Source organism: Kribbella sp. NPDC051936 (genome assembly GCF_040680955.1).
Classification (GTDB): Bacteria; Actinomycetota; Actinomycetes; order Propionibacteriales; family Kribbellaceae; genus Kribbella.
On record NZ_JBFAXS010000008.1, the window covers coordinates 218,305 to 238,386 of the forward strand.

General features: G+C 69.1%; 21 protein-coding genes and 1 riboswitch. Of the genes, 8 read left to right on the top strand and 13 right to left on the bottom strand.

Annotated features, from left to right (window positions below; translation table 11 throughout):
- Positions 1 to 120: 120 nt before the first annotated feature.
- From AB0L64_RS28525 to AB0L64_RS28535, 3 genes are read right to left on the bottom strand one after another with little or no spacing between them, the layout of a single operon-like run.
- On the bottom strand, positions 121 to 1,038 hold the full coding sequence (locus AB0L64_RS28525) for a type II CAAX endopeptidase family protein (RefSeq protein WP_363714904.1): 918 nt from the start codon (positions 1,036 to 1,038) through the stop codon (positions 121 to 123).
- Positions 1,035 to 2,543 carry a glutamate--tRNA ligase gene (gene gltX, locus AB0L64_RS28530; RefSeq protein ID WP_363714906.1) on the bottom strand — a complete coding sequence of 503 codons (1,509 nt, stop codon included), beginning with the start codon at positions 2,541 to 2,543 and terminating at the stop codon, positions 1,035 to 1,037. The genes AB0L64_RS28525 and gltX overlap by 4 nt, the downstream gene beginning before the upstream one ends.
- Positions 2,536 to 3,324, bottom strand: coding sequence for a fumarylacetoacetate hydrolase family protein (locus AB0L64_RS28535; protein WP_363714908.1), 789 nt, complete (start codon positions 3,322 to 3,324; stop codon positions 2,536 to 2,538). The genes gltX and AB0L64_RS28535 overlap by 8 nt, the downstream gene beginning before the upstream one ends.
- A gap of 41 nt (positions 3,325 to 3,365) precedes the next feature.
- On the opposite strand from AB0L64_RS28535, the gene AB0L64_RS28540 reads away from it, so the two are divergent.
- The 3 genes from AB0L64_RS28540 to AB0L64_RS28550 are packed head-to-tail and all read left to right on the top strand — an operon-like array spanning position 3,366 to position 4,904.
- The gene (locus AB0L64_RS28540) at positions 3,366 to 3,848 is read left to right on the top strand and encodes a GNAT family N-acetyltransferase (RefSeq protein WP_363714910.1); all 483 of its coding nucleotides are present in this window, start codon (positions 3,366 to 3,368) and stop codon (positions 3,846 to 3,848) included.
- Complete coding sequence (locus AB0L64_RS28545; RefSeq protein WP_363714912.1) at positions 3,845 to 4,693, top strand: 3-methyladenine DNA glycosylase; 849 nt, start codon at positions 3,845 to 3,847, stop codon at positions 4,691 to 4,693. Before AB0L64_RS28540 ends, AB0L64_RS28545 begins: the two co-directional genes overlap by 4 nt.
- Before the next feature lie 16 nt (positions 4,694 to 4,709).
- A complete protein-coding gene (locus tag AB0L64_RS28550; RefSeq protein WP_363714914.1) occupies positions 4,710 to 4,904 on the top strand; it encodes a hypothetical protein in 195 nt (64 codons plus the stop codon).
- Here AB0L64_RS28550 and AB0L64_RS28555 read toward each other — a convergent pair.
- Together AB0L64_RS28555 and AB0L64_RS28560 are read right to left on the bottom strand one after the other, a co-directional pair.
- Positions 4,891 to 5,517: a class I SAM-dependent methyltransferase gene (locus tag AB0L64_RS28555; RefSeq protein WP_363714916.1), complete on the bottom strand. Its 627-nt coding sequence runs from the start codon at positions 5,515 to 5,517 to the stop codon at positions 4,891 to 4,893. The two genes, AB0L64_RS28550 and AB0L64_RS28555, sit on opposite strands and share 14 nt — an antisense overlap.
- A complete protein-coding gene (locus AB0L64_RS28560; protein WP_363714918.1) occupies positions 5,514 to 6,335 on the bottom strand; it encodes a class I SAM-dependent methyltransferase in 822 nt (273 codons plus the stop codon). Before AB0L64_RS28560 ends, AB0L64_RS28555 begins: the two co-directional genes overlap by 4 nt.
- An 89-nt stretch (positions 6,336 to 6,424) precedes the next feature.
- Between AB0L64_RS28560 and AB0L64_RS28565 the strand changes: the two genes are divergently transcribed.
- The 4 genes from AB0L64_RS28565 (at position 6,425) to AB0L64_RS28580 (ending at position 12,553) form a co-directional block, all read left to right on the top strand.
- Positions 6,425 to 7,699, top strand: a complete 1,275-nt coding sequence (locus tag AB0L64_RS28565; RefSeq protein WP_363714920.1) for a Fic family protein — start codon at positions 6,425 to 6,427, stop codon at positions 7,697 to 7,699.
- Positions 7,700 to 7,759: 60 nt separating this feature from the next.
- Positions 7,760 to 8,341, top strand: a complete 582-nt coding sequence (locus AB0L64_RS28570) for a DinB family protein (RefSeq protein ID WP_363714922.1) — start codon at positions 7,760 to 7,762, stop codon at positions 8,339 to 8,341.
- 60 nt (positions 8,342 to 8,401) lie between these two features.
- Positions 8,402 to 8,570, top strand: a riboswitch (cobalamin riboswitch).
- Between the two features lie 132 nt (positions 8,571 to 8,702).
- A complete protein-coding gene (locus tag AB0L64_RS28575; RefSeq protein WP_363714924.1) occupies positions 8,703 to 11,516 on the top strand; it encodes a ribonucleoside-diphosphate reductase subunit alpha in 2,814 nt (937 codons plus the stop codon).
- The gene (locus tag AB0L64_RS28580) at positions 11,477 to 12,553 is read left to right on the top strand and encodes a ribonucleotide-diphosphate reductase subunit beta (protein ID WP_363715536.1); all 1,077 of its coding nucleotides are present in this window, start codon (positions 11,477 to 11,479) and stop codon (positions 12,551 to 12,553) included. The genes AB0L64_RS28575 and AB0L64_RS28580 overlap by 40 nt, the downstream gene beginning before the upstream one ends.
- 74 nt (positions 12,554 to 12,627) lie before the next feature.
- Here the strand turns inward: AB0L64_RS28580 and AB0L64_RS28585 are convergent, their stop codons facing one another.
- The 8 genes from AB0L64_RS28585 to AB0L64_RS28620 form a co-directional block, all read right to left on the bottom strand.
- Positions 12,628 to 13,467: an alpha/beta hydrolase gene (locus tag AB0L64_RS28585; RefSeq protein WP_363714926.1), complete on the bottom strand. Its 840-nt coding sequence runs from the start codon at positions 13,465 to 13,467 to the stop codon at positions 12,628 to 12,630.
- Between the two features lie 378 nt (positions 13,468 to 13,845).
- Positions 13,846 to 14,019: a hypothetical protein gene (locus AB0L64_RS28590; RefSeq protein ID WP_363714928.1), complete on the bottom strand. Its 174-nt coding sequence runs from the start codon at positions 14,017 to 14,019 to the stop codon at positions 13,846 to 13,848.
- A gap of 63 nt (positions 14,020 to 14,082) precedes the next feature.
- Complete coding sequence (locus tag AB0L64_RS28595; RefSeq protein ID WP_363714931.1) at positions 14,083 to 14,325, bottom strand: hypothetical protein; 243 nt, start codon at positions 14,323 to 14,325, stop codon at positions 14,083 to 14,085.
- Positions 14,322 to 15,911 (bottom strand): citramalate synthase, encoded by a 1,590-nt coding sequence (cimA, locus tag AB0L64_RS28600; RefSeq protein WP_363714933.1) that lies wholly within the window; start codon positions 15,909 to 15,911, stop codon positions 14,322 to 14,324. Before cimA ends, AB0L64_RS28595 begins: the two co-directional genes overlap by 4 nt.
- Before the next feature lie 398 nt (positions 15,912 to 16,309).
- Positions 16,310 to 16,708 (bottom strand): hypothetical protein, encoded by a 399-nt coding sequence (locus AB0L64_RS28605; RefSeq protein WP_359930445.1) that lies wholly within the window; start codon positions 16,706 to 16,708, stop codon positions 16,310 to 16,312.
- 72 nt (positions 16,709 to 16,780) lie between these two features.
- A complete protein-coding gene (locus AB0L64_RS28610) occupies positions 16,781 to 17,872 on the bottom strand; it encodes a branched-chain amino acid aminotransferase (protein WP_363714935.1) in 1,092 nt (363 codons plus the stop codon).
- 46 nt (positions 17,873 to 17,918) lie between these two features.
- Positions 17,919 to 18,968, bottom strand: a complete 1,050-nt coding sequence (locus AB0L64_RS28615; protein ID WP_355699138.1) for a 3-isopropylmalate dehydrogenase — start codon at positions 18,966 to 18,968, stop codon at positions 17,919 to 17,921.
- Positions 18,965 to 19,120 carry a hypothetical protein gene (locus AB0L64_RS28620; protein ID WP_355483346.1) on the bottom strand — a complete coding sequence of 52 codons (156 nt, stop codon included), beginning with the start codon at positions 19,118 to 19,120 and terminating at the stop codon, positions 18,965 to 18,967. Before AB0L64_RS28620 ends, AB0L64_RS28615 begins: the two co-directional genes overlap by 4 nt.
- 146 nt (positions 19,121 to 19,266) lie before the next feature.
- Here AB0L64_RS28620 and AB0L64_RS28625 point away from each other — a divergent pair, with 146 nt between their 5' ends.
- A complete protein-coding gene (locus AB0L64_RS28625) occupies positions 19,267 to 19,833 on the top strand; it encodes a class I SAM-dependent methyltransferase (RefSeq protein ID WP_363714938.1) in 567 nt (188 codons plus the stop codon).
- The last annotated feature ends 249 nt before the right edge of the window (positions 19,834 to 20,082 follow it).

Sequence of the window (20,082 nt, forward strand, 5' to 3'; positions counted from 1 at the left end):
ACTGAGTCGAAGAGTTCGTTTCCGCCCTCATCAACCCGGCTCGGAGAGCTTACCCGAGGCAGGGACCGGACAGCAAAACGGGCCCCCTCCGGCGCGTTGTCACTCCCGTCACACCGGTCCTCACAGCTGGCGCGGACCGCCCACCGGCAGCACGCTCAGCGGCAACTCGGAGCGGGTCTCGAGTTTCATCCGCCCGCTCATCCACAGCGCGATCGCGCCGAACGCCGCGAACTTCAGCACGTCGATCGTGACCAGCGGCCAGGGCGCGTCCTTCACACCCAGGCTCGCCCCGACGGTGTCGGTGAACGCCGCGAACACGAACGTCACCACGTTGTTCGCCGCGTGCGACGCGATGCCGGCCTCCAGGCCGCCGGTCCGGACGGCGAGCAGGCCGGCGACCAGACCGAAGGCGAGTCGGTCGACGAACAGCGCCGGGCTCTCCCACGGCCAGATCCCGTGCGCGGCGGTGAACAGCAGGCCCGTGACGAGCACGGCCACCACCCAGCTCCGGGCGTACGCCCCGACGGCCTGCAGCAGGTACCCGCGGAAGTAGTACTCCTCCCCCGCGGCCTGGATCGGCGAGGTCAGCAGCGTGACCAGGACGACCGCGATCGCGTCCGGCGCCATCCCGCCGCCGTGGCGTTCGCCGGTCGCGAGCGGGACGTCGCCCAGCTCGATGATCGCGAACGAGATCAACTCGAGCACGACCGCGACGAGCGCGAACCAGGCCAGCGGCCGCCACCGGATCCGGCCGACCACCGAGGACAGCAGACCCGGCGTCTGCTTGTTCAGGCCCCGCGCGACGTACACCGACAACGGGATCAGCGGGATCAGCGTCAGGTTGGTCGCGAGCAGCCCGAACCAGGACAGCGTCCCCGGCGGGTCCTCGCGGATCGCCATCTGGGCGGCCAGGATGACGATGCCCGCGATCATCCAGCCGACGAGGATCGTGAAGGCGCCGAGCACGACGTACGAGCGCGGGGTCGCGTCGTTCTTCAGCAGCCGCAGGTACGGCGTCAGCGCCGTCTTCTCGCTCATGACGCCGTACGGCGGGCGCGCTCGAGGCGGTGCAGGGACTTCTCCCGGCCGAGCAGCTCCAGCGACTCGAACAGCGGCGGCGAGATCCGGCGGCCGGAGATCGCCACCCGGACCGGGCCGAACGCGTTCTTCGGCTTCAGCCCGAGCCCGTCGATCAGCGACGCCCGGAGCGCGGCCTCGATCGCCGCGGTCGTCCAGTCCACGTCCGACAGCGCCTTCACGGCAGCATCGAGTACGGCGTCCGCGTCGCCGGTCAGCACCTTGGCGGCGGCATCCGGATCGACCGTGAACGCGGCCTCGTCGACGAACAGGAAGCCGAGCATCTCGTCGGACTCCGACAGCGTGTTCATCCGCTCCTGCACCAGCGGTACGGCGGCCTGCAGGACGGCGAGCTGCTCCGCCGACGGCTCCGCCGGCAGCGCACCGGCCGCGGCCAGGAACGGGACCATCCGCCGCGCGAACTCGTCCTGCGGGAGCAGCCGCATGTGGGCGGCGTTGATCGCCTCGCACTTCTTCGGGTCGAAGCGGGCCGCGTTCGAGTTCACCTTGCGGATGTCGAACGCCTCGACCATCTCCGCCATCGTGAACACGTCGCGATCCTCGGCGATCGACCAGCCGAGCAGCGCCAGGTAGTTCAGCAGGCCCTCGGGCAGGAACCCGCGGTCGACGTACTCGGTCAGGCCGGATCCCTTGTCCCGCTTGGACAGCCGCTTGTTGCCCTCGCCCATCACCATCGGCAGGTGGCCGAACCGCGGGATCCGGCCGCTGCCGATGCCGATCTCGGCCAGCGCCTCGTAGAGCGCGATCTGCCGCGGCGTCGACGACAGCAGGTCCTCGCCGCGCAGGATGTGCGTGATCTCCATCAGCGCGTCGTCGACCGGGTTCACCAACGGGTACAGCGGGTAGCCGTTCGCCCGGACCAGGACGTAGTCGCCGAGGTTCTCCGGGAGGAAGGTGATCTCGCCGCGGACCAGGTCGTCGAACACGATCGGGTGGTCCGGCATCCGCAGCCGCACCACGGGCCGGCGGCCCTCGCCGACGTACGCCTGCACCTGCTCGGGTGTGAGGTCGCGGCAGTGGCCGTCGTACCCGCTGTGCTGGCCGGCCGTGCGGGCCGCCTCGCGGCGCTGGTCGAGCTCCTCCTGCGAGCAGTAGCAGTGGTACGCCTTGCCCGCGGCCATCAGCTTCGCGACGACGTCGGCGTACAGCTCCATCCGCTCGGACTGCAGGTACGGGCCGTACTCGCCGCCGGCCTCAGGGCCTTCGTCCCAGGTCAGGCCGAGCCAGCGCAGCGCGTCGTAGGTGTACCGGTAGCCCTCCTCGGTGTTGCGGGAGGTGTCGGTGTCCTCGATCCGGAGCACCAACTTGCCGCCGAAGTGCCGCGCGAACGCCCAGTTGAACAGCGCGCTGCGGATGTTGCCGACAGTCAGCAGACCCGTCGGCGACGGTGGGAACCGCACGCGCACCTCGTGCGGCTCGAGATCGCCCAGCACGGGGTCAGTCACGCACGATCACCTTGTTCGTCAGGGTTCCGATCCCTTCGACGCTGACCGAGACCTCGTCCCCCGGCAGCATCGGGCCGACGCCCGCCGGCGTACCGGTGAGCACCACGTCCCCGGGCAGCAGCGTGGTGAACGAGGTGATGTAGGCCAGCACGTCGGGGATGTCGAAGATGAACTGCGACGTCCGCCCGTCCTGCTTGGGCTCGCCGTTCAGCTCGGTGCTGACCCGCACGTCGGAGGCGTCGAACTCGGTGCTGATCCACGGACCGAGCGGGCAGAACGTGTCGTACCCCTTGGCCCGGGCCCACTGCCCGTCGCTCTTCTGCAGGTCACGCGCGGTCACGTCGTTCGCGATCGTGTAGCCGAAGATCACCTCGTTGACCCGCTCCCTGGGCAGGTCCCGGCAGATCCGGCCGATCACGATCGCCAGCTCGCCCTCGAAGTGCAGGTCGTTGGTCTGCTCCGGGTAGACGATGCCGTCCCGCGGGCCGATCACGCTCGTGTTCGGCTTCAGGAAGATCATCGGCTCCTTCGGCACGTCGTTGCCGAGCTCCGCGGCGTGCGCCGCGTAGTTGCGGCCGACGCAGACCACCTTGCTGCGCGGGATCACCGGCGCCAGCAGGCGGACGTCCGCGAGCTGCAGCTTCTCCCCGGTGAACTGCGCCGACCGGTAGAGCGGGTCCGAGTCGAGGACGTTGACAGTGCCGACGAGCCCTTCGGGGTCGTCGGTCTCGACGACGCCGTACCTCGGCTCGTCGTCCACGGAGAATCTGGCGATACGCACGGGCCGAGCCTACCGTCGGGGTGGGATGAGACAGTTAGGCGGTGACTTTCGACATCCGCCTTGCGGTTCCCGCCGAGTACGACGCCGTCGGCGACCTGACGGTGGAGGCCTACTCCCACGACGGGTTCGTGCGCGGTGACTACGCGATGACGCTGCGTGCCGCGGCTGACCGGGCGGCGAAGGCCGAGCTGTGGGTGGCGGCGGATCCGTCGGGCCTGCTGGGCACTGTCACCTACTGTCCTGTCGGCTCTGTCTACCGCGAGATCGGCCTGGACGACGAGGGCGAGTTCCGGATGCTCGGCGTCGCCGGCCGTGCGCGAGGGCTCGGCATCGGTACCGCGCTCACCGAACGCTGCATCGAGCGAACCCGCGAGTTCGGCCATCGCAGGATCGTGATGAGCAGCGCCGCCTACATGACGACCGCGCACCGCATCTACGAGCGGCTCGGCTTCGTCCGCCTCCCGGAGCGTGACTGGGCCCCCATCCCGGGCGTCGATCTGTACGCCTTCGCCCTCGACCTATGACCACGCTGACACTGGCCGAGTGGACGTCGTACGCCGAGGAGCACACCGCGCGCGTCGACGTCCTGCTGGCCGGTCACCTGGAACGACGAACGCGGCGCGAGGCACATCCCGTCGAGGACTTCCTCTTCACCTATTACCCGACCCGCCCCAATCAGTTGCGGGTCTGGCACCCGGGGCCGGGCGTGCGGCTGGAAGAGGCTGCTGCTTACGGCGATCGCCGGGGGTACGTCGTCGTCAACGGGACGGCGTCCCTCGATCCGGCCGAGATCGAACGCCGCTCCGACAGCATCAGGTGGATCCGCCGACTGCTCGCGTCCACGCTCGATCGCCAGCCCCAGTTCGGCTGCTTCGGCCTGCACGAGTGGGCGATGGTGTACCGCACCCCCGACGTACGGCATGCGTCCTGGCCGCTGCGGTTGGGGGCCGAGGGCACCGATCAGGTCGTCGAATCGCACAAGATCGGCTGCTCGCACTTCGACGCGTTCCGGTTCTTCACCGACTCGGCGCGCCCGCTGAACACGTTGCAGCCCAGCCGCGAGTCGCAGCCGGTGCTGGAACAGGGCGGCTGCCTGCACGCGAACATGGACCTCTACAAGTGGGCGTGCAAGCTGATGCCGTTCACCCCGAGTTCGCTCGTTCTGTCATGCTTCGAGCTGGCCCGCGACATCCGCACGCTGGACATGCGCGCCTCGCCGTACGACCTCCAGCCGCTCGGCTACTCCCCCGTGCGCATCGAGACACCTGACGGCAAAGCGGAGTACACGGCCGCCCAGCGAGGCTTCGCCGACCGCGCCCGCCCACTCCGCCGGCAACTCGTCGACCTCTGCGACGACCTGCTCGGCTAGGGCCTACCCTCACTGCATGGGAAAGATCGTCGCCATCGCGCTCGCCGCTCTGCTCATCGCGATCGGCGGCGTCTGGACGTTCCAAGGCCTCGGCTACCTCAAAGGCAGCTCGATGACCGGCAGCACCCTCTGGGCCACCGTCGGCCCGATCGTCGCGGCGTTCGGCGTCGCTTTGCTCTACGTGGCGATCCGCGGGCCTAGGAAGCGCTGACCCGGAGCACCGCCCATTGGTAGTGCATGGCGCCGCCGTCGTTCCAGGTCGTCCATTGCTCCAGCTCGCCGTGCCGGCCGAGGACCTCCTGCATCCCCTCGTCGCTGCGGATGCTGAAGAAGCGGCCCGGGCCGTAGCCCTTGCCGTCGTCCCAGACGTGTTCGCTGCCGTTGACGTCGCCCCAGAGGCCGACGGCCAGCGGCGCGCCCGGGCGGAGCACCCGGACGATCTCGCGCAGGGCTTGATCGAGGTCCTCGTCCGCCACGTGCAGCAAGGTGCTCATCGTCCAGCCGGCGTCGAACGTCGCGTCGCCGAACGGCAGGTCGAGGACCGACGTGGCCTCCGCATGCAAGCCGAGCTCGCGGCACGCCTCGACGCTCGCCGGCGACAGGTCGACGCCGGTGTAGGTGAAACCGGCCGCCGCGATCGCCTGGCCGTCGCGGCCGGGGCCGCAACCGAGCTCGAGCACGGCGTCGCGGCCTTCAGCGCGGAGCTGGTCGAGGTACGCCGTACGGCGGGCGACACGTGGCTCGGGCAGGTCCCGGCCGACGCGAGCCTGGATCTCACCGGTGTAGTAGGCGATCAGGTCCTGTTCACGGTCCGCGCGGCTCATCGGATCGCCTTCAGCGCGAAGAACAGCGGGATGCGAGGGGCGTCGTCCGGCAGGCGCCACCAGCCGTCCCGCGTCTGCCGCATCGCCGCCCAGCGGGGCCAGGGCAGGACGTCGGACTCGCGCAACCCGGTGACCTGAAAGCCTGTGGACGCGAGCGTGGTGACGATCTCGCCGAGGCCGTGCCGCCACTCGTAGCTGGTCTGGCGGCCGGGCACCTCGTCGCCGGTGTAGGTGACGGTGGAGTCGTGCGCGATCGGCCCGCGCCCCTCCAGGTAGTCGGCACGGAGCACCAACTCGTCGGACTCGCCCGGGAGCGAGAGCTCGCGGAGCGCGTTGAGCAGCGGGTGGAACTCGACGATGTAGAGGACGCCGCCAGGCTTGAGCAGATCGCGGACCACCTCGGCCCACTGCTGCAGGTCGGGCAGGTAGCATAGCGCGCCCTTGCCGGTGTACACGACGTCGAACTGCCGGCCACCGACCGCACCCACGGCGTCGTACACGTTGGCGTGCAGGTAGTCGACCTCGACACCGGCCTCGGCTGCAATCTCCCGGGCCGCTTCGAGCGACTTCTCCGACAGGTCGAGTCCGCTGGTGCGCGCACCCCGGCGCGCGAACTCGATCGTCTCGGTGCCCAGATGGCACTGCAGGTGCAGGACGTCGCGGCCGTCGAGCGGGCCGAGGTCCTCCCACTCGTAGTCCGCGAACCAGAACTCCGCGGGCCGGTCGTAGAACTCGCTCGCCGCGTGCAGCGGGGCGCGAGCGTTCCAGTCGGCCTCGTTGGCGGCCACCATCCGTTGCGTCTGCGCGTCCAGGGTCACAGGCAGAAGTGTGCCCACAACCGGGGTCCAGTCGGCGTTGGTTTTCCACAACCCTTGTTCAAGGTTTGTGGATAAGCTTGAATAAGGGTATGGCACGGGTTGAGTTGCACCGCTGGCCCGGGCACCCCGACGGGTTCACCCGGGCGGAGCGCCTGGGCGGGTCGTACGAGCTGTACTTCCCGGATCCACTGGCCGGGCGTGAGTTCGACCTGAGCGACGACGTCCTGGCGCTGCTCGAAGACGCCGCCGGCGACCTGGCCCGCCTGGACGCGACCGCCGCCGTGCTGACCAACAGCGAGGCGCTGGCGCGGTTGCTGCTGCGCGCCGAAGCGGTCGGGTCGTCGCACATCGAAGGCCTCGTCGTCGGTGCGCGCCGGTTGCTGAAGGCCGACGTACTGCGCGACCGCGTGCACGACGTGACCGCCGAGGAGGTCCTCGGTGCGGTGGACGCGATGACGTGGGTGACCGAGTCCGTCCAGGCCGGCGACAAGCTCGAGGTCGACCACCTGCTCGAGGCGCACCGCCGGCTGATGGCGCACTCGCCGAACCCGGAGTACGGCGGCGAGATCCGCTACCTGCAGAACTGGATCGGCGGCCGCTCCCCCGCCGAGGCGTACTACGTGCCGCCGCCGGCCCAGCTGATCCCGGACCTGCTCGCTGATCTGATGACGTTCGTGCGCGAGTCACCGTTGCCGGTGCTGGCCAAGACCGCGATCGCGCACGCGCAGTTCGAGACGATCCACCCGTTTGCCGACGGCAACGGCCGCACCGGGCGCGCGCTGATCCACCTGATCCTGCGCGCCGACGGGCTGGTCACGCGCACCGTGCCGCCGGTCTCGCTCGCACTCGCCACCCACGCCGCGGAGTACGTCGACACTCTGACCGCGTTCCGGTACGTCGGACGCGCGACGACCGCGAAGGCCCGCGCGGCCGCGAACCCGTGGTTGCGGATGTTCGCGACCGCCTGCACGCACGCGACGGCCGAGGCCGCGCGCTTCGAGCAGACCGCCGCCGACCTGAAAGCTGCCTGGCGGGAGCGGGCGGACCCGGTGCGGGCCGGCTCCGCGGCCGAGCTGCTGATCGAGGCGCTGCCGGCCGCGCCGGTCCTCACCCTCGCCGCCGCGGCTCAGCTCATCGACCGCTCGCAACAGGCCGCGAACCAGGGCCTGGCCCGGCTGGTCGAGGCGGGCATCCTGCGCGAGATCACCGACGGGCGCCGCAACCGCGTCTACGAGGCGCCGGAGCTGATCGACGCCTTCACGCTGCTGGAGCGCCGGTTCGCGAGCCCGGCCGCGGACACCCGGGTCGAGCCGCCTAGCAGACCGGTCCCGTCGAGGCCACGACCGACACACCAGAAGGTTTGACTTTCCGGTCGCGATCGAGCAAGAATTCGAACACATGTTCGATCGTACAGGGGAGTTGTGATGCCGGAGGCGTTCGACTGGGACATCCTGCACCGGCCGTCGGCGATGGCGATGGTCCGCGGACAGCTCGGCTTCAGCTGGATGGTGCTGTCCGGACGACTCGCCCAACTGACCGACGAGCAGTACTTCTGGCGACCGGGCAGCGAAGCGCTCACCGTCGTCCGGCGGCACTATGCCGGGCAGTTCCGCGCGCTCGGCTCCGGCGAGTGGGTCGCGCAGTGGCCCGCCGAGCCGGACCATCGCGGGCCACGCACGATCGCGTGGCTGATCGCGCACCTGACCGAGATGTTCTTCGAGCGCTGGGAGTGGACGTTCGGCGAGAGCAGGCAGGGGCGTGACGACATCACGCTGCACGGCAACGCCCGGGACGCGGTGGCCTGGTTGACCTACTGGGTCGATGCCTGGCAGGACGCGATCGCCGCCCTCGACGAGGACGAGGCGATGACGGTCGGCCTGAGCCAGGCGAACGAACTGGACGCCTCCGAGCCGTTCGGCCACGTCGTCCTCCGGCTGAACCGTGAGCTGATCCATCACGGGTCCGAGATCATGACCCTGCAGGACCTCTACGCGGTCGCGGCGTGAGGACCACAACATGTGCGACACGCGGCGTGGCGCTACCACAAGATCTAGGAGACTCGGCCTAGCATCACTACTGCTGGTGGTTCGGGGCGAGCAACACCACAAGATGTTGATCGTCCCGAGGCAACAGGGGAATCCGGTGCAACTCCGGAGCTGCCCCGCAACGGTGAGCGGACACGCTGTCGAACGGTGCCCGCGAGTCCGGATACCTGCCACCGGCGCGTGCACCGCCGGTGCACGCGGTCCGAGATCTCGCGGGTGGATCGCAGGACGTGACGGCGGTGTTCCCGGCCGGTGCTGCCGGTCCCGTCGTGCGTCCGCTCGCGTGGTCCCGGGTATCCGAACTCTCCTGGAGCACACACCTGTGACCATTGCTTCCTCATCGGCTGCGGCCACCGCAGACCTCCGGACGGAGCTCACCGTCATCCGCCGCGACGGCAGCAGCACGCCGTTCGACGCCACCAAGATCTCCGTCGCCATGACCAAGGCCTTCCTCGCCGTCGAGGGCTCCGAGGCCGGCGGCACGCACCGGGTCCGCGGTCTGGTGACCGACCTGACCGGCCGGGTCGTCACCGCCCTGACCAGCCGCGGCGCCAGCGCCCGCAGCGTGCAGGTCGAAGACATCCAGGACCAGGTCGAGCTGGCGCTGATGCGCGCCGGCGAGCACCAGGTCGCCCGCGCCTACGTCCTGTATCGCGAGGAGCGGACCAAGGCGCGCACTCCCGCCGACGCGGCGGGTGTCACCGAGCCCCCGCCGCTCACCGTCCGCGCGGCCGACGGCAGCCGGGCGGCGCTCGACGTCGACCGGCTCCGGGTTGTCGTCGCCGAGGCCGCCGCCGGACTCGACGCCGTCGACCCCGACAAGATCCTGAACGAGACGCTCGGCGCCTGCTACGACGGCATCGCCGAGCACGAGGTCGAGCTCGCCCTCGTGATGGCCGCCCGAGCTTCTGTCGAGACCGAGCCGCAGTACAGCTACGCCGCGTCCCGCCTGCTGCTGGACCAGATCCGCCGCGAGGCGCTCGGCCGCGTCCACGGCGAGCCCCGTCAGGCCAGCCAAGCCGACATGACCACGGCGTACGCCGACTACTTCCCGCGCTACATCCAGGTCGGCATCGACGCCGGGCAGCTCGACCCCGAGCTCGGCCGCTTCGACCTCGACCGGCTCGCGGCGGCGATCAAGCCCGACGCCGATCTGAACTTCACCTTCCTCAGCCTGCAGACCCTGTACGACCGCTACCTGTTGCACCTCGGCAAAGTGCGCTACGAGTTGCCGCAGGCGTTCTTCCTCCGGGTAGCGATGGGGATGGCGCTGCGCGAGGACAACCGCGACGCGCGGGCGATCGAGTTCTACGAACTGCTCAGCTCGTTCCGCTTCATGTCCTCGACGCCGACCCTCTTCAACTCCGGCACCACGCGGCCCCAGTTGTCGTCCTGCTTCCTCACCACCGTTGACGACGACCTGTCCGGCATCTTCACCGGCATCCGCAACAACGCCCTCCTCGCCAAGTACTCCGGCGGCCTCGGCAACGACTGGACCCCGGTCCGCGGCATCGGCGCCCACATCCGCGGCACCAACGGCGAGTCCCAAGGCGTCGTCCCCTTCCTGAAGGTAGCCAACGACACGGCAGTAGCCGTGAATCAGGGCGGACGCCGAAAGGGCGCGGTCTGTGCGTATCTGGAGACGTGGCACATCGATGTCGAGGAGTTTCTCGAGCTGCGGAAGAACACCGGGGACGAGCGGCGGCGGACGCATGACATGAACACGGCCAACTGGGTGCCGGATCTGTTCATGCAGCGGGTCGAGGCCGGGGGCGAGTGGACGTTGTTCTCGCCGGACGAGGTGCCGGATCTGCACGATCTGTACGGCGCGGCGTTCGCCGCGGCCTACGTGCGGTACGAGGAGGCGGCGGACCGCGGCGAGATCCGGGTGTTCAAGCGGGTCAAGGCGGTCGACCTGTGGCGGCGGATGCTGACCGTGCTGTTCGAGACCGGGCATCCGTGGATCACCTTCAAGGACGCCTGCAACCTGCGCTCGCCGCAGCAGCACGACGGCGTCGTCCACTCGTCGAACCTGTGCACCGAGATCACCCTGAACACCACCGTCGACGAGACCGCGGTCTGCAACCTCGGCTCGGTCAACCTGGTCGCTCATCTCACCGAGGACGGGCTCGACGCCGACCTGCTGCGGGACACTGTAAAGACCGCGGTGCGGATGCTCGACAACGTCATCGACGTGAACTTCTACACCACCCCGGAATCGGAGCGCGCCAACCAGCGGCACCGCCCGGTCGGCCTCGGCCTGATGGGATTCGCCGACGCGCTGTTCACGCTGCGCATCCCGTACGCGTCGGACGCGGCGGTCGAGTTCGCGGACCGGTCGATGGAGCAGATCAGCTACCACGCGATCGAGGCCTCGAGCGCGCTGGCCGCCGAGCGTGGCCGCTACTCGTCGTACGACGGATCGCTGTGGAGCCTCGGGATCCTGCCGATCGACTCGCTCGACCTGCTGCACACCGCGCGCGACGGCGACGTGATCATCGACCGGAGCACACAGCTGGACTGGGACGCGCTGCGTGCGAAGGTCCTGCGCGACGGCCTGCGCAACTCCAACGTCATGGCGATCGCGCCGACCGCGACGATCTCCAACATCTGCGGCGTGAGCCAGTCGATCGAACCGACGTACAGCAACCTGTTCGTGAAGTCGAACATGTCCGGTGAGTTCACCGTCGCGAACCCGTACCTGGTCGCCGATCTGAAGGCCCGCGGGCTGTGGGACCAGGTGATGGTGTCGGACCTGAAGTACCACGACGGCGTGCTCGCCCGGATCGAGCGGATCCCGGCGGACCTGCGCGAGCTGTACGCGACGGCCTTCGAGATCGATCCGCACTGGCTGGTGAAGGCGGCGTCGCGGCGGCAGAAGTGGATCGACCAGGCACAGTCGCTGAACCTGTACATGGCGCAACCGTCGGGCCGCGCGCTCGACGAGCTTTACCGGTCAGCTTGGCGTTATGGACTCAAGACGACTTATTACCTGCGTTCCCAGTCAGCGACCCACGTGGAGAAGTCCACCCTGCAAGGCACCGACGGCCGGCTGAACGCCGTACCGGTAGCACTCCCTGAACCCACCGGAGCGGTCTGCTCCCTCGACGACCCGGACTGCGAGGCCTGCCAGTGAGCACCATTTCGGTTGGAGCTGCAAGGGTGGAAGTTGCCGACAAGGCGATGATCAACTCGCGCGCGGACGTCAACCAGCTGCTGCCGTTGAAGTACACATGGGCCTGGGAGAAGTACCTTGCCGCCTGCAACAACCACTGGATGCCTACCGAGGTCTCCATGCAGGCCGACATCTCGCTCTGGAAGTCGAAGGACGGCCTCACCGAGGACGAGCGGCTGATGCTCAAGCGCAACCTGGGATTCTTCGCCACGGCTGAGTCCTTGGTTGCGAACAACATCGTGCTCGCGGTCTACCGCCAGCTGAGCAACCCCGAGTGCCGGCAGTACCTGCTCCGCCAGGCGTTCGAGGAGGCCGTGCACACGCACACCTTCCAGTACATCTGCACGTCACTCGGTCTCGACGAGGGCGAGCTGTTCAACATGTACCGGGAGGTCCCGTCGATCGCCGACAAGGACGCCTGGGCGCTGAAGTACACCCGGCATCTGGAGGATCCGGACTTCCGCACCGGGACACCCGCGGCGGACACCGCGTTCCTGCGCGACCTGATCGCGTTCTACGTGGTGTTCGAAGGGATGTGGTTCTACACCGGGTTCGCGCAGATCCTGTCGCTCGGCCGGCGGAACAAGATGGTCGGCATCGCCGAGCAGTACCAGTACATCCTGCGCGACGAGTCGATCCACCTGAACTTCGGCATCGACTGCATCAACCAGATCAAACAGGAGAACCCGCACCTGTGGACGGCCGCGTTCCAGGCCGAGGTCCGGCAGATGCTGACCGAGGCGTGCGAGCTGGAGGTCGCCTACGGCCGGGCCACGATGCCGAACGGCATGCTCGGCCTGACCGCGGACCTCTGCGAGCAGTACATGCACTTCGTCACCGACCGCAGAGCGGAACAAATCGGTCTCGAACCGATCTTCGGTGAAACGCGGAACCCCTTCGGATGGATGTCAGAGGTGATGGACCTGAAGAAGGAGAAGAACTTCTTCGAGACCCGCGTCATCGAGTACCAGTCCGCCGGCGGACTCAGCTGGGACTGACACCCGACCGACCGGGCGACCCACCGAGACCGGAAGGCCCGCGGCGCAACTCGCCGCCCCGCGGGCCTTCCACCTCAGGCGTACTTGTGGACGAAGTCGAGTGCGGTGCGGGCGACCTGTTCCCAGCCGTTGTCGATCACCAGCGAGTGGCCGCGGCCCGGGAGCTCGACGAACTCGGTGACGCCGGGGTTCTTCGTGTGCCGTTTATAGGCCGCGTAGGTCATCGCGTGCGGTACCGTGTGGTCCTTCTCTCCCGAGATCAGCAGGATCGGCCCCCGGTTCGCCGCCTTGAAGTCGACCTTGGTCTCGCTGAACGGGTTCAGGTTGGCGACAGCCGCCTGGAAGATCGGTACGCCGGACGCCGCCACGTGGAACTCGTCGTACAGCTGCCGGGCCTCCTGCTCGTCGAGGCTGTTCGCCCAGCCGTACTTGAACTCGTCGAATGTCAGCGTCACCGACCGCCGCGCGTTCGCCGGGTTCCCCAGCACTGGCGAGCCGGCCTTCAGCGCGGACGGCGGCAACGGCAGCACACCGCGCCCCGGCGCGGGATCGATCGCGACCGTGACGGCCGCCGCGCCCTCGCCGGCGATCTTCTGCGCGATCAGTCCACCGAACGAATGCCCCACGACGGCGGGCTTGCGATCCAGCCGCCCGATCGCGTCCAGGTAGTGGTCGGTGACCGCCTGGACCATCTTGTGCGCGAACGCCTCAGGGTGCTCGCGGGCCTCGGCCACCGTCTCCGGGTCGTCCGGCCAGCCCGGCGCGACGGTGGTGTAGCCGTTCTCCTCGAACAGCCGGCGCCAGCGGTCCCAGCTGCTGGAGAGCAACCAGAGACCGTGAACGAACACCACGGGTTGCTTGCCGGACGTGTTGGCCTGCTCGATCTGCGCCTGTTCGCCATCAGTCAGCGGCATGAATCCCCTCCTACGCTCGACCTGATCGCGACGCTAGCCCGGTCACCTCCGGCCAGGCAACGAAAACGCGAAATGTCAGCCGAGCAGGGCGAGGATCTCCGCCGTCGCGCCGGTTTCGCCAAGATCCGGGTGAGCGAGGTCTCGTGGGCGTCGGCCGACAGGTCGGTCATAGCGTCAGTGGCGAGCGTGACGCGGTAGCCGTGTTCGTACGCCGCGAACCCGCGAGGCGACGACTACACCGAGGTCGGGGCCAGCGCACCGACCAGACCGGCGACGCCGACGAGCCTGGTGGCGATCAGGTAGAGCGGCCGCGGGCCGAAGAGGTCGGGCGGCGTTACAGCTGACGTCACCGCGGGACCGCCCCGGAGGCCCAACCGGTCAACGGCCGCTCGCCGCGTCGATCGCGTGATCCAGCAGTGCAAGCGCCTTGATGATCTCCTGCCGCTCGCCCTCCGTGCAGTGGTCTTGCGACGTACGCGCCAGCCACTCCTGCCGCACCTTGCGGTCTCCCTGCAGGCGATGCCGACCGGCCGTGGTCAGCAGCGACACCACCTGCCGGCGGCCGTCCTCGGGATCCGGATGCCGCTCGATCGTGAACTGTCCAGTTTGAACTGCTCAGTTGGAACTGATGGACACCTCGAGGACGCCGATCACCTTCTCCAGCCGGGCGGCGACCCGGTCGGCGTCGAAACCGTTGCCCTCGACGACGATCCGGAGCGTGCCGTCGTCCAGCGACAGCGACAGCTCACGGACGTCGTACGGGTTCAGCAGTACGGCGACCCGCGCCAGCAGTCCCTCGACCTCGACGACCTGCGCCGAGAAGGTGGTGACGGCGCGTTCCACCGCGACCAGGCTCATCGCGCGACCTCCTTGTGGCGGAGCAGACCGAAGGTGACGCCGTCGACGAGCGCCTCCCAGGACGCCTCGACGATGTTGTGGCCGACGCCGACCGTCACCCAAGAGCCCTCGCCGTCAGCGGTCTCGATCAGCACCCGGATCACCGCGTCCGTCCCGTGGCCCTGGTCGAGGATGCGGACCTTGTAGTCGACGAGGTCGAACTTGTTCACCACCGGGTACGCGCGCTCGATCGCGGCCCGCAGTGCGTGGTCGAGCGCGTTGACCGGCCCGTTGCCCTCGCCGGTGACGACCTCCCGCTCGCCGCCCGCGACCAGCTTCACCGTCGACTCCGACACCGCCTCGCCGTCGGCGCGCGACTCGGTGATCACCCGCCACGACTCGACGTCGAAGAAGCTCGGCCGCTTGCCGTCGACCTCCTCGGTGAGCAGCAGCGAGAACGACGCGTCGGCCGCCTCGAACGTGTACCCGCGGGCCTCCAGGTCCTTCACCCGCTCGGTCACCCGGCTGACCAGCTCACGGTCGTTGCCGAGGTCGAAACCGAGCTCCCGGCCCTTCAGCTCGACGCTCGCCCGGCCGGCCATCTCGGAGACCAGCATGCGCATGTCGTTGCCCACGCGAGCCGGATCTGTGTGCTGGTAGAGGTCCGGGTCGACCTTGATCGCGCTGGCGTGCAGGCCCGCCTTGTGGGCGAACGCGGACAGCCCGACGTACGGCTGCCGGGTCGACGGCGGCACGTTCGTCACCTCGGCGATCGCGTGCGCGATCCGGAACGAGTCCGCGAGGTTGCCGGGCGGGAGGAGTCGCATGTCCCGCTTGAGTTCGAGGTTGGCGACGATCGCCAGCAGGTCGGCGTTGCCGGTGCGCTCGCCGTACCCGTTGATCGTGCCCTGGACGTGCGTGACGCCGGCCTCGACGGCGGCGATCGAGTTCGCCACCGCGCAACCGCCGTCGTTGTGGGCGTGGATGCCGAGCCGGGCCCCGGTCGAGGCGAGGACATCGCGGACGACGTCCTGCAGCTCCCGCGGCAGGGTCCCGCCGTTGGTGTCGCACAGCGCGACGACGTCGGCGCCGGCCTCGGCGGCTACTCGTACCACCTCGAGCGCGTAGGCGCGGTTCGCGCGATAGCCGTCGAAGAAGTGTTCGGTGTCGAGGAAGACCCGCTGGCCGTTCTCCCGGAGGTGCTGGACGGTGTCGGCGACCATCCGCAGGTTCTCGTCGAGCGTCGTGCGCAGGGCCCGCTCGACATGCGCGTCGTGGCTCTTGGCAACGAGCGTGACCACGGCGGCCCCCGACTCCCGCAACGCGGCCACTTGCGGGTCGTCGGCGGCCGCCGACCCCGGCTTGCAGGTCGCCCCGAACGCCGCGAACGTCGCGTTCCGCAGGTGCAGCTCGGTCTTCGCCCGCTCGAAGAACTCGGTGTCCTTGGGGACGGCGCCCGGCCAGCCGCCCTCGATGAATCCGACCCCCAGCTCGTCCAGGTACTGCGCGATGGCGATCTTGTCGGCCACGGACAGCGCCAGACCCTCCTGCTGCGCACCGTCGCGCAAGGTGGTGTCGTAGACGTGGAAATCGTCCGAGATGCTCATGGGCCGGCCTTCCGGAGGGGTTGTCAGGCAAACAAAAAACCTCCCGCAAGGTGCGAGAGGTCTGCGCGCTCAGGTACAGCTTGCTGAGCGCGCCTAGGAAATAATCACCCGATAGTGCTTCATGACGTTTTGCAGTCTGCCACACAATGTCCGGACCATGAGGTCCCCGTCTCGCATCACGAACATTCAGTACGCCGACCAGTACTCCAGCGCCCGCCCCAGTGCAGCACTCCCTGCCGGTCCCACCCACCACCGCGACATCCGTCGCACCAGCGGATAACCGCTCGTGTTGGGGGTTCTTCGCTGGCGTGAGAACGAAGAACCCCCAACACGAAGGGTTATCCGCTCGAACGAGTCCCGTCCCGTCGTGCGAGCCAAGGGCGGCGGCAGGCCGGAGTTCAGGCGGTGAGGGACCAGCCCGGGTCGTCCCAGGCGGTGTAGAAGTCCTCGCGGGTGAGCGGCCGCAGGCCCCAGTCGTCGCGGTCGAGGGACCGGTCGGTGAGCATCCCCTCGTCGTCTTCCAGTCGCTGCCACCAGTACCGCGTGACCTCGCCGTCCTCACCGACGCCGAGCTGCCGGACGACGACCCATTCGCGCTCGTGCCAGACGGCCTCGTAGAGCCAGTCAGTGCCGTAGTCGTCGACGGCCGCGCCGTACGTCCGCGACGCCGTCCCACGATCCAGGTCCCGGATCAGCTCGACGGTCGACCGGATCGCGGCGACGGTCTCCCCGGACCACCCACGCCGCTCGCCCAGCTCCGCGTAGTACGCCTCAACCTCGTCCGGGAAGCCGCTCATACCGCCCGACCCTATCGAAAAAACACAACGTCCGAAGAACCCGAGGGGATCTTCGGACGTCGTGGTGGAAAGTCAGGCGATGCGGGTCATCCAGCCGTGCGGGTCGGCCGCGCGGCCGTACTGGACGTCGAGGAGGGCGGTGCGGACGGCCGCGGTGACCGGGCCGCCGTCGCCGTCGCCGATCCGGGTCTCGCCGTCCTTCCACTTCAGCGACGCGACCGGGGTGACGACCGCGGCGGTGCCGCAGGCGAACACCTCGCGCACCTTGCCGGACTCCGCGCCGGCACGCCACTCGTCGACCGAGATCTTGCGCTCGGTGACCGTGTAGCCGAGGTCGGTGACCAGCTTCAGGATCGAGTCCCGGGTGACGCCCTCGAGGATTGTGCCGGACAGCTCCGGCGTGACGACCGAGTTGTCGTCGAGGACGAAGTACAGGTTCATCCCGCCGAGCTCCTCGACCCACTTCTTCTCGACCGCGTCGAGGAACGCGACCTGGTCACAGCCCTGCTCGATCGCCTCGGCCTGGGCGAGCAGCGAGGAGGCGTAGTTGCCGCCGGTCTTCGCCGCGCCGGTGCCGCCGGGGGCCGCGCGGGTGTACTCCTCGCTGAGCCAGATCCGGACCGGCTTCACGCCGTTCGCGAAGTACGACCCGGCCGGCGAGGCGATCACGCAATACGTGACCTGGGCCGACGGGCGGACGCCGAGGAACGGGTCCGAGCCGAACATGAACGGCCGCAGGTACAGCGAGGTCTCGCCGCCGCCCGGCACCCAGGCCTTGTCGATCTCGACCAGCTTGTGCAGCGAGTCGAGGAACGCCGCGGTCGGCAGCTCGGGCAGCGCGAGCCGGTGCGCGGAGCGCTGGAACCGGACCGCGTTGGCCTCGGGACGGAACAGGTGGATCGAGTCGTCGGGATGCCGGTAGGCCTTCATCCCCTCGAAGATCGTCTGGGCGTAGTGGAACACCGAGGTCGCCGGAGACAGCTCCAGCGGTCCGAAGGCGGTGATCCGTGCGTCGTGCCAGCCCTTCTCGGCCGTCCAGGTGGCGATCGCCATGTGGTCGGTGAAGTACTGCCCGAATCCCGGGTTCGCCAGGATCTGGGCGCGCTGGTCGTCGCTGGCCGGTTGGGTGTCGGGCTCAACGGTGAACTGCAGATCGGCGCTCATAAGCGCACCGTACCTCTAGGCCAAGTGGTCATGCGAGTGTCGCCCTTCAGCCGGCTGCGCGCTTGGCGATCGCGTCGCCGATCTCGGACGTACTGCGGGCGGCGCCGGTGCGCTCCTCGATGTCCGCCTCGACGGCCGCCTCGATCGCGCGGGCCGCCTCGGTCAGGCCGAGGTGCTCGAGCAGCAGCGCCGCGGACAGGATCGCCGCGGTCGGGTCGGCCTTCTGCTGGCCGGCGATGTCCGGCGCGGAGCCGTGCACCGGCTCGAACATGCTCGGCGCGGTCCGGTCCGGGTTGATGTTGCCGCTCGCGGCCAGCCCGATCCCGCCGCTGATCGCGGCCGCCAGGTCGGTGATGATGTCGCCGAACAGGTTGTCGGTGACGATCACGTCGAAGCGCGCCGGGTCGGTGACCAGGAAGATCGTCGCGGCGTCCACGTGCAGGTAGTCGACGGCGATCTCCGGGAACTCCTCGGCGACCTTGTCGACGGTCCGCTTCCAGAGGTGGCCGGCGTGCACGAGCACGTTGTTCTTGTGTACGAGCGTGAGCTTCTTGCGCGGGCGGGCCTGGGCGCGGGCGAACGCGTCGCGGACGACCCGCTCGACGCCGTACGCCGTGTTGACCGACACCTCGGTGGCGATCTCGGCCGGGGTGCCGACGCGGAGCGCGCCGCCGTTGCCGACGTACGGGCCCTCGGTGCCCTCGCGGACGACGACGAAGTCCACCGCACCCGGGTTCGCCAGCGGGGAGCCGACGGACGGGTAGATCTTCGAGGGCCGCAGGTTCACGTAGTGGTCGAGGGTGAACCGGAGCTTGAGCAGCAGACCGCGCTCGAGGACGCCGGACGGGACGCTCGGGTCGCCGACCGCGCCGAGCAGGATCGCGTCGTGCCCGCGGATCGCCTCCAGCTCGGCGTCCGGCAGCGTCTCACCGGTGGCGTGCCAGCGCTTCGCGCCGAGGTCGTACTCGGTCCGCTCGAACGTCACGCCGTGCTGCGCGGCTACCGCGTCGAGGACCTTCAGGGCCTCGGTGGTGACCTCCGGTCCAATCCCGTCACCCGGGACGACGGCCAGCGTGAAGTTCTTGTTCTCGCTCACTTCTTGGGTTCTCCCCCATTGTCGCGGCGGTTCATGGCCTCTTGGACAGCCTTGACCTCGTCACCGGCCGGACGGGCGGTGCGGCGACGCCGGGTCGCCTTGCGCTCGCGGGCGTCGATCGCGGGCCAGTTGGCTGGATACATCTCGTACATGCTGCTCCTCCCAAGGATGTCGCGGGCGGCAGGATGCGCACGAATTTACTCGCACATCCGACTATTCCTCCACCATGCGGGCAGGTTGTCCCGATATCTGAGATCGCAGTGCGGGCGCTGGACCGGACCTGTGCGACTCTCACCCGGTGAGTGCTCCTCCAGAACTGCCGCCGCTGGTATCGGCGGCCCTCAGCCTGTCCGGCCGGCGCGGGTTCGTCAGCTCCACCAGGAACGAGACCGGCCGGTTGCTCGCCGCCCTCGCGGCCTCGAAGACCGGCCTGCTCGGTGAGCTCGGGACCGGCTGCGGCGTCGGCTCGGCGTGGCTGCGCAGCGGCGCGGGTGAGGGCACCAACATCGTCACCGCGGAAAGCGATCCGCAGCTCGCGCAGGCGGTCGCGGAGCTGTTCGCCGCCGACGAGCGGATCGAGGTCGTCTCGGCCGACTGGACGGCGCTGATCGAGCGCGGGCCGTTCGCGCTGCTGTTCGTGGACGCGCGCGAGGCGAAGCTGTCCGCCCGCGACGTGATCGCGGACGTCGTCGAGCCGGGCGGTTTCGTCGTACTCGACGACTTCACCCCATCGGCCGTCTGGCCGCCGATGTACGAGGGCCGCGTCGACACGCTTCGCCAGGAATGGCTGATGGACAAGCGCTTCACCACCGTCGAGGTGATGGTCGCCCCCGACGCCGCCGTCCTCCTCGCCACCCGCCACTAGAGCCCGTCCGCGGACCCCCGCTCCACACCCGCCTCCACCCTGGCCGTTTGAGTGGTTAACCTCCGAAAACGCCCCTTCCCGCCTCGCATGCAGCGGGTGAAGGGACCAGATCGGAGGTTAACCACTCAAACGGCACTGCGGGGCGGCCGCCGCCGTGGGGTGAGCGCGGGCGCGGAAATGAAGCGGGCCCGAGCTATGGAGCTCGGGCCCTTGTCAGCCGCCATGCGCCTGCGGGCGGCTGACCGCCTT

Excerpts from the sequence above, each read along its gene's own strand:
- AB0L64_RS28570 (WP_363714922.1), top strand. The coding sequence starts at position 7,760 with ATGCCGGAGGCGTTCGACTGGGACATCCTGCACCGGCCGTCGGCGATG.
- AB0L64_RS28545 (WP_363714912.1), top strand. The coding sequence starts at position 3,845 with ATGACCACGCTGACACTGGCCGAGTGGACGTCGTACGCCGAGGAGCAC.
- AB0L64_RS28525 (WP_363714904.1), bottom strand. The coding sequence starts at position 1,038 with ATGAGCGAGAAGACGGCGCTGACGCCGTACCTGCGGCTGCTGAAGAAC.
- AB0L64_RS28620 (WP_355483346.1), bottom strand. The coding sequence starts at position 19,120 with ATGTACGAGATGTATCCAGCCAACTGGCCCGCGATCGACGCCCGCGAG.
- AB0L64_RS28610 (WP_363714935.1), bottom strand. The coding sequence starts at position 17,872 with ATGAGCGCCGATCTGCAGTTCACCGTTGAGCCCGACACCCAACCGGCC.
- AB0L64_RS28595 (WP_363714931.1), bottom strand. The coding sequence starts at position 14,325 with ATGAGCCTGGTCGCGGTGGAACGCGCCGTCACCACCTTCTCGGCGCAG.
- AB0L64_RS28605 (WP_359930445.1), bottom strand. The coding sequence starts at position 16,708 with ATGAGCGGCTTCCCGGACGAGGTTGAGGCGTACTACGCGGAGCTGGGC.
- cimA (WP_363714933.1), bottom strand. The coding sequence starts at position 15,911 with ATGAGCATCTCGGACGATTTCCACGTCTACGACACCACCTTGCGCGAC.
- AB0L64_RS28565 (WP_363714920.1), top strand. The coding sequence starts at position 6,425 with ATGGCACGGGTTGAGTTGCACCGCTGGCCCGGGCACCCCGACGGGTTC.
- AB0L64_RS28555 (WP_363714916.1), bottom strand. The coding sequence starts at position 5,517 with ATGAGCCGCGCGGACCGTGAACAGGACCTGATCGCCTACTACACCGGT.
- AB0L64_RS28585 (WP_363714926.1), bottom strand. The coding sequence starts at position 13,467 with ATGCCGCTGACTGATGGCGAACAGGCGCAGATCGAGCAGGCCAACACG.
- AB0L64_RS28550 (WP_363714914.1), top strand. The coding sequence starts at position 4,710 with ATGGGAAAGATCGTCGCCATCGCGCTCGCCGCTCTGCTCATCGCGATC.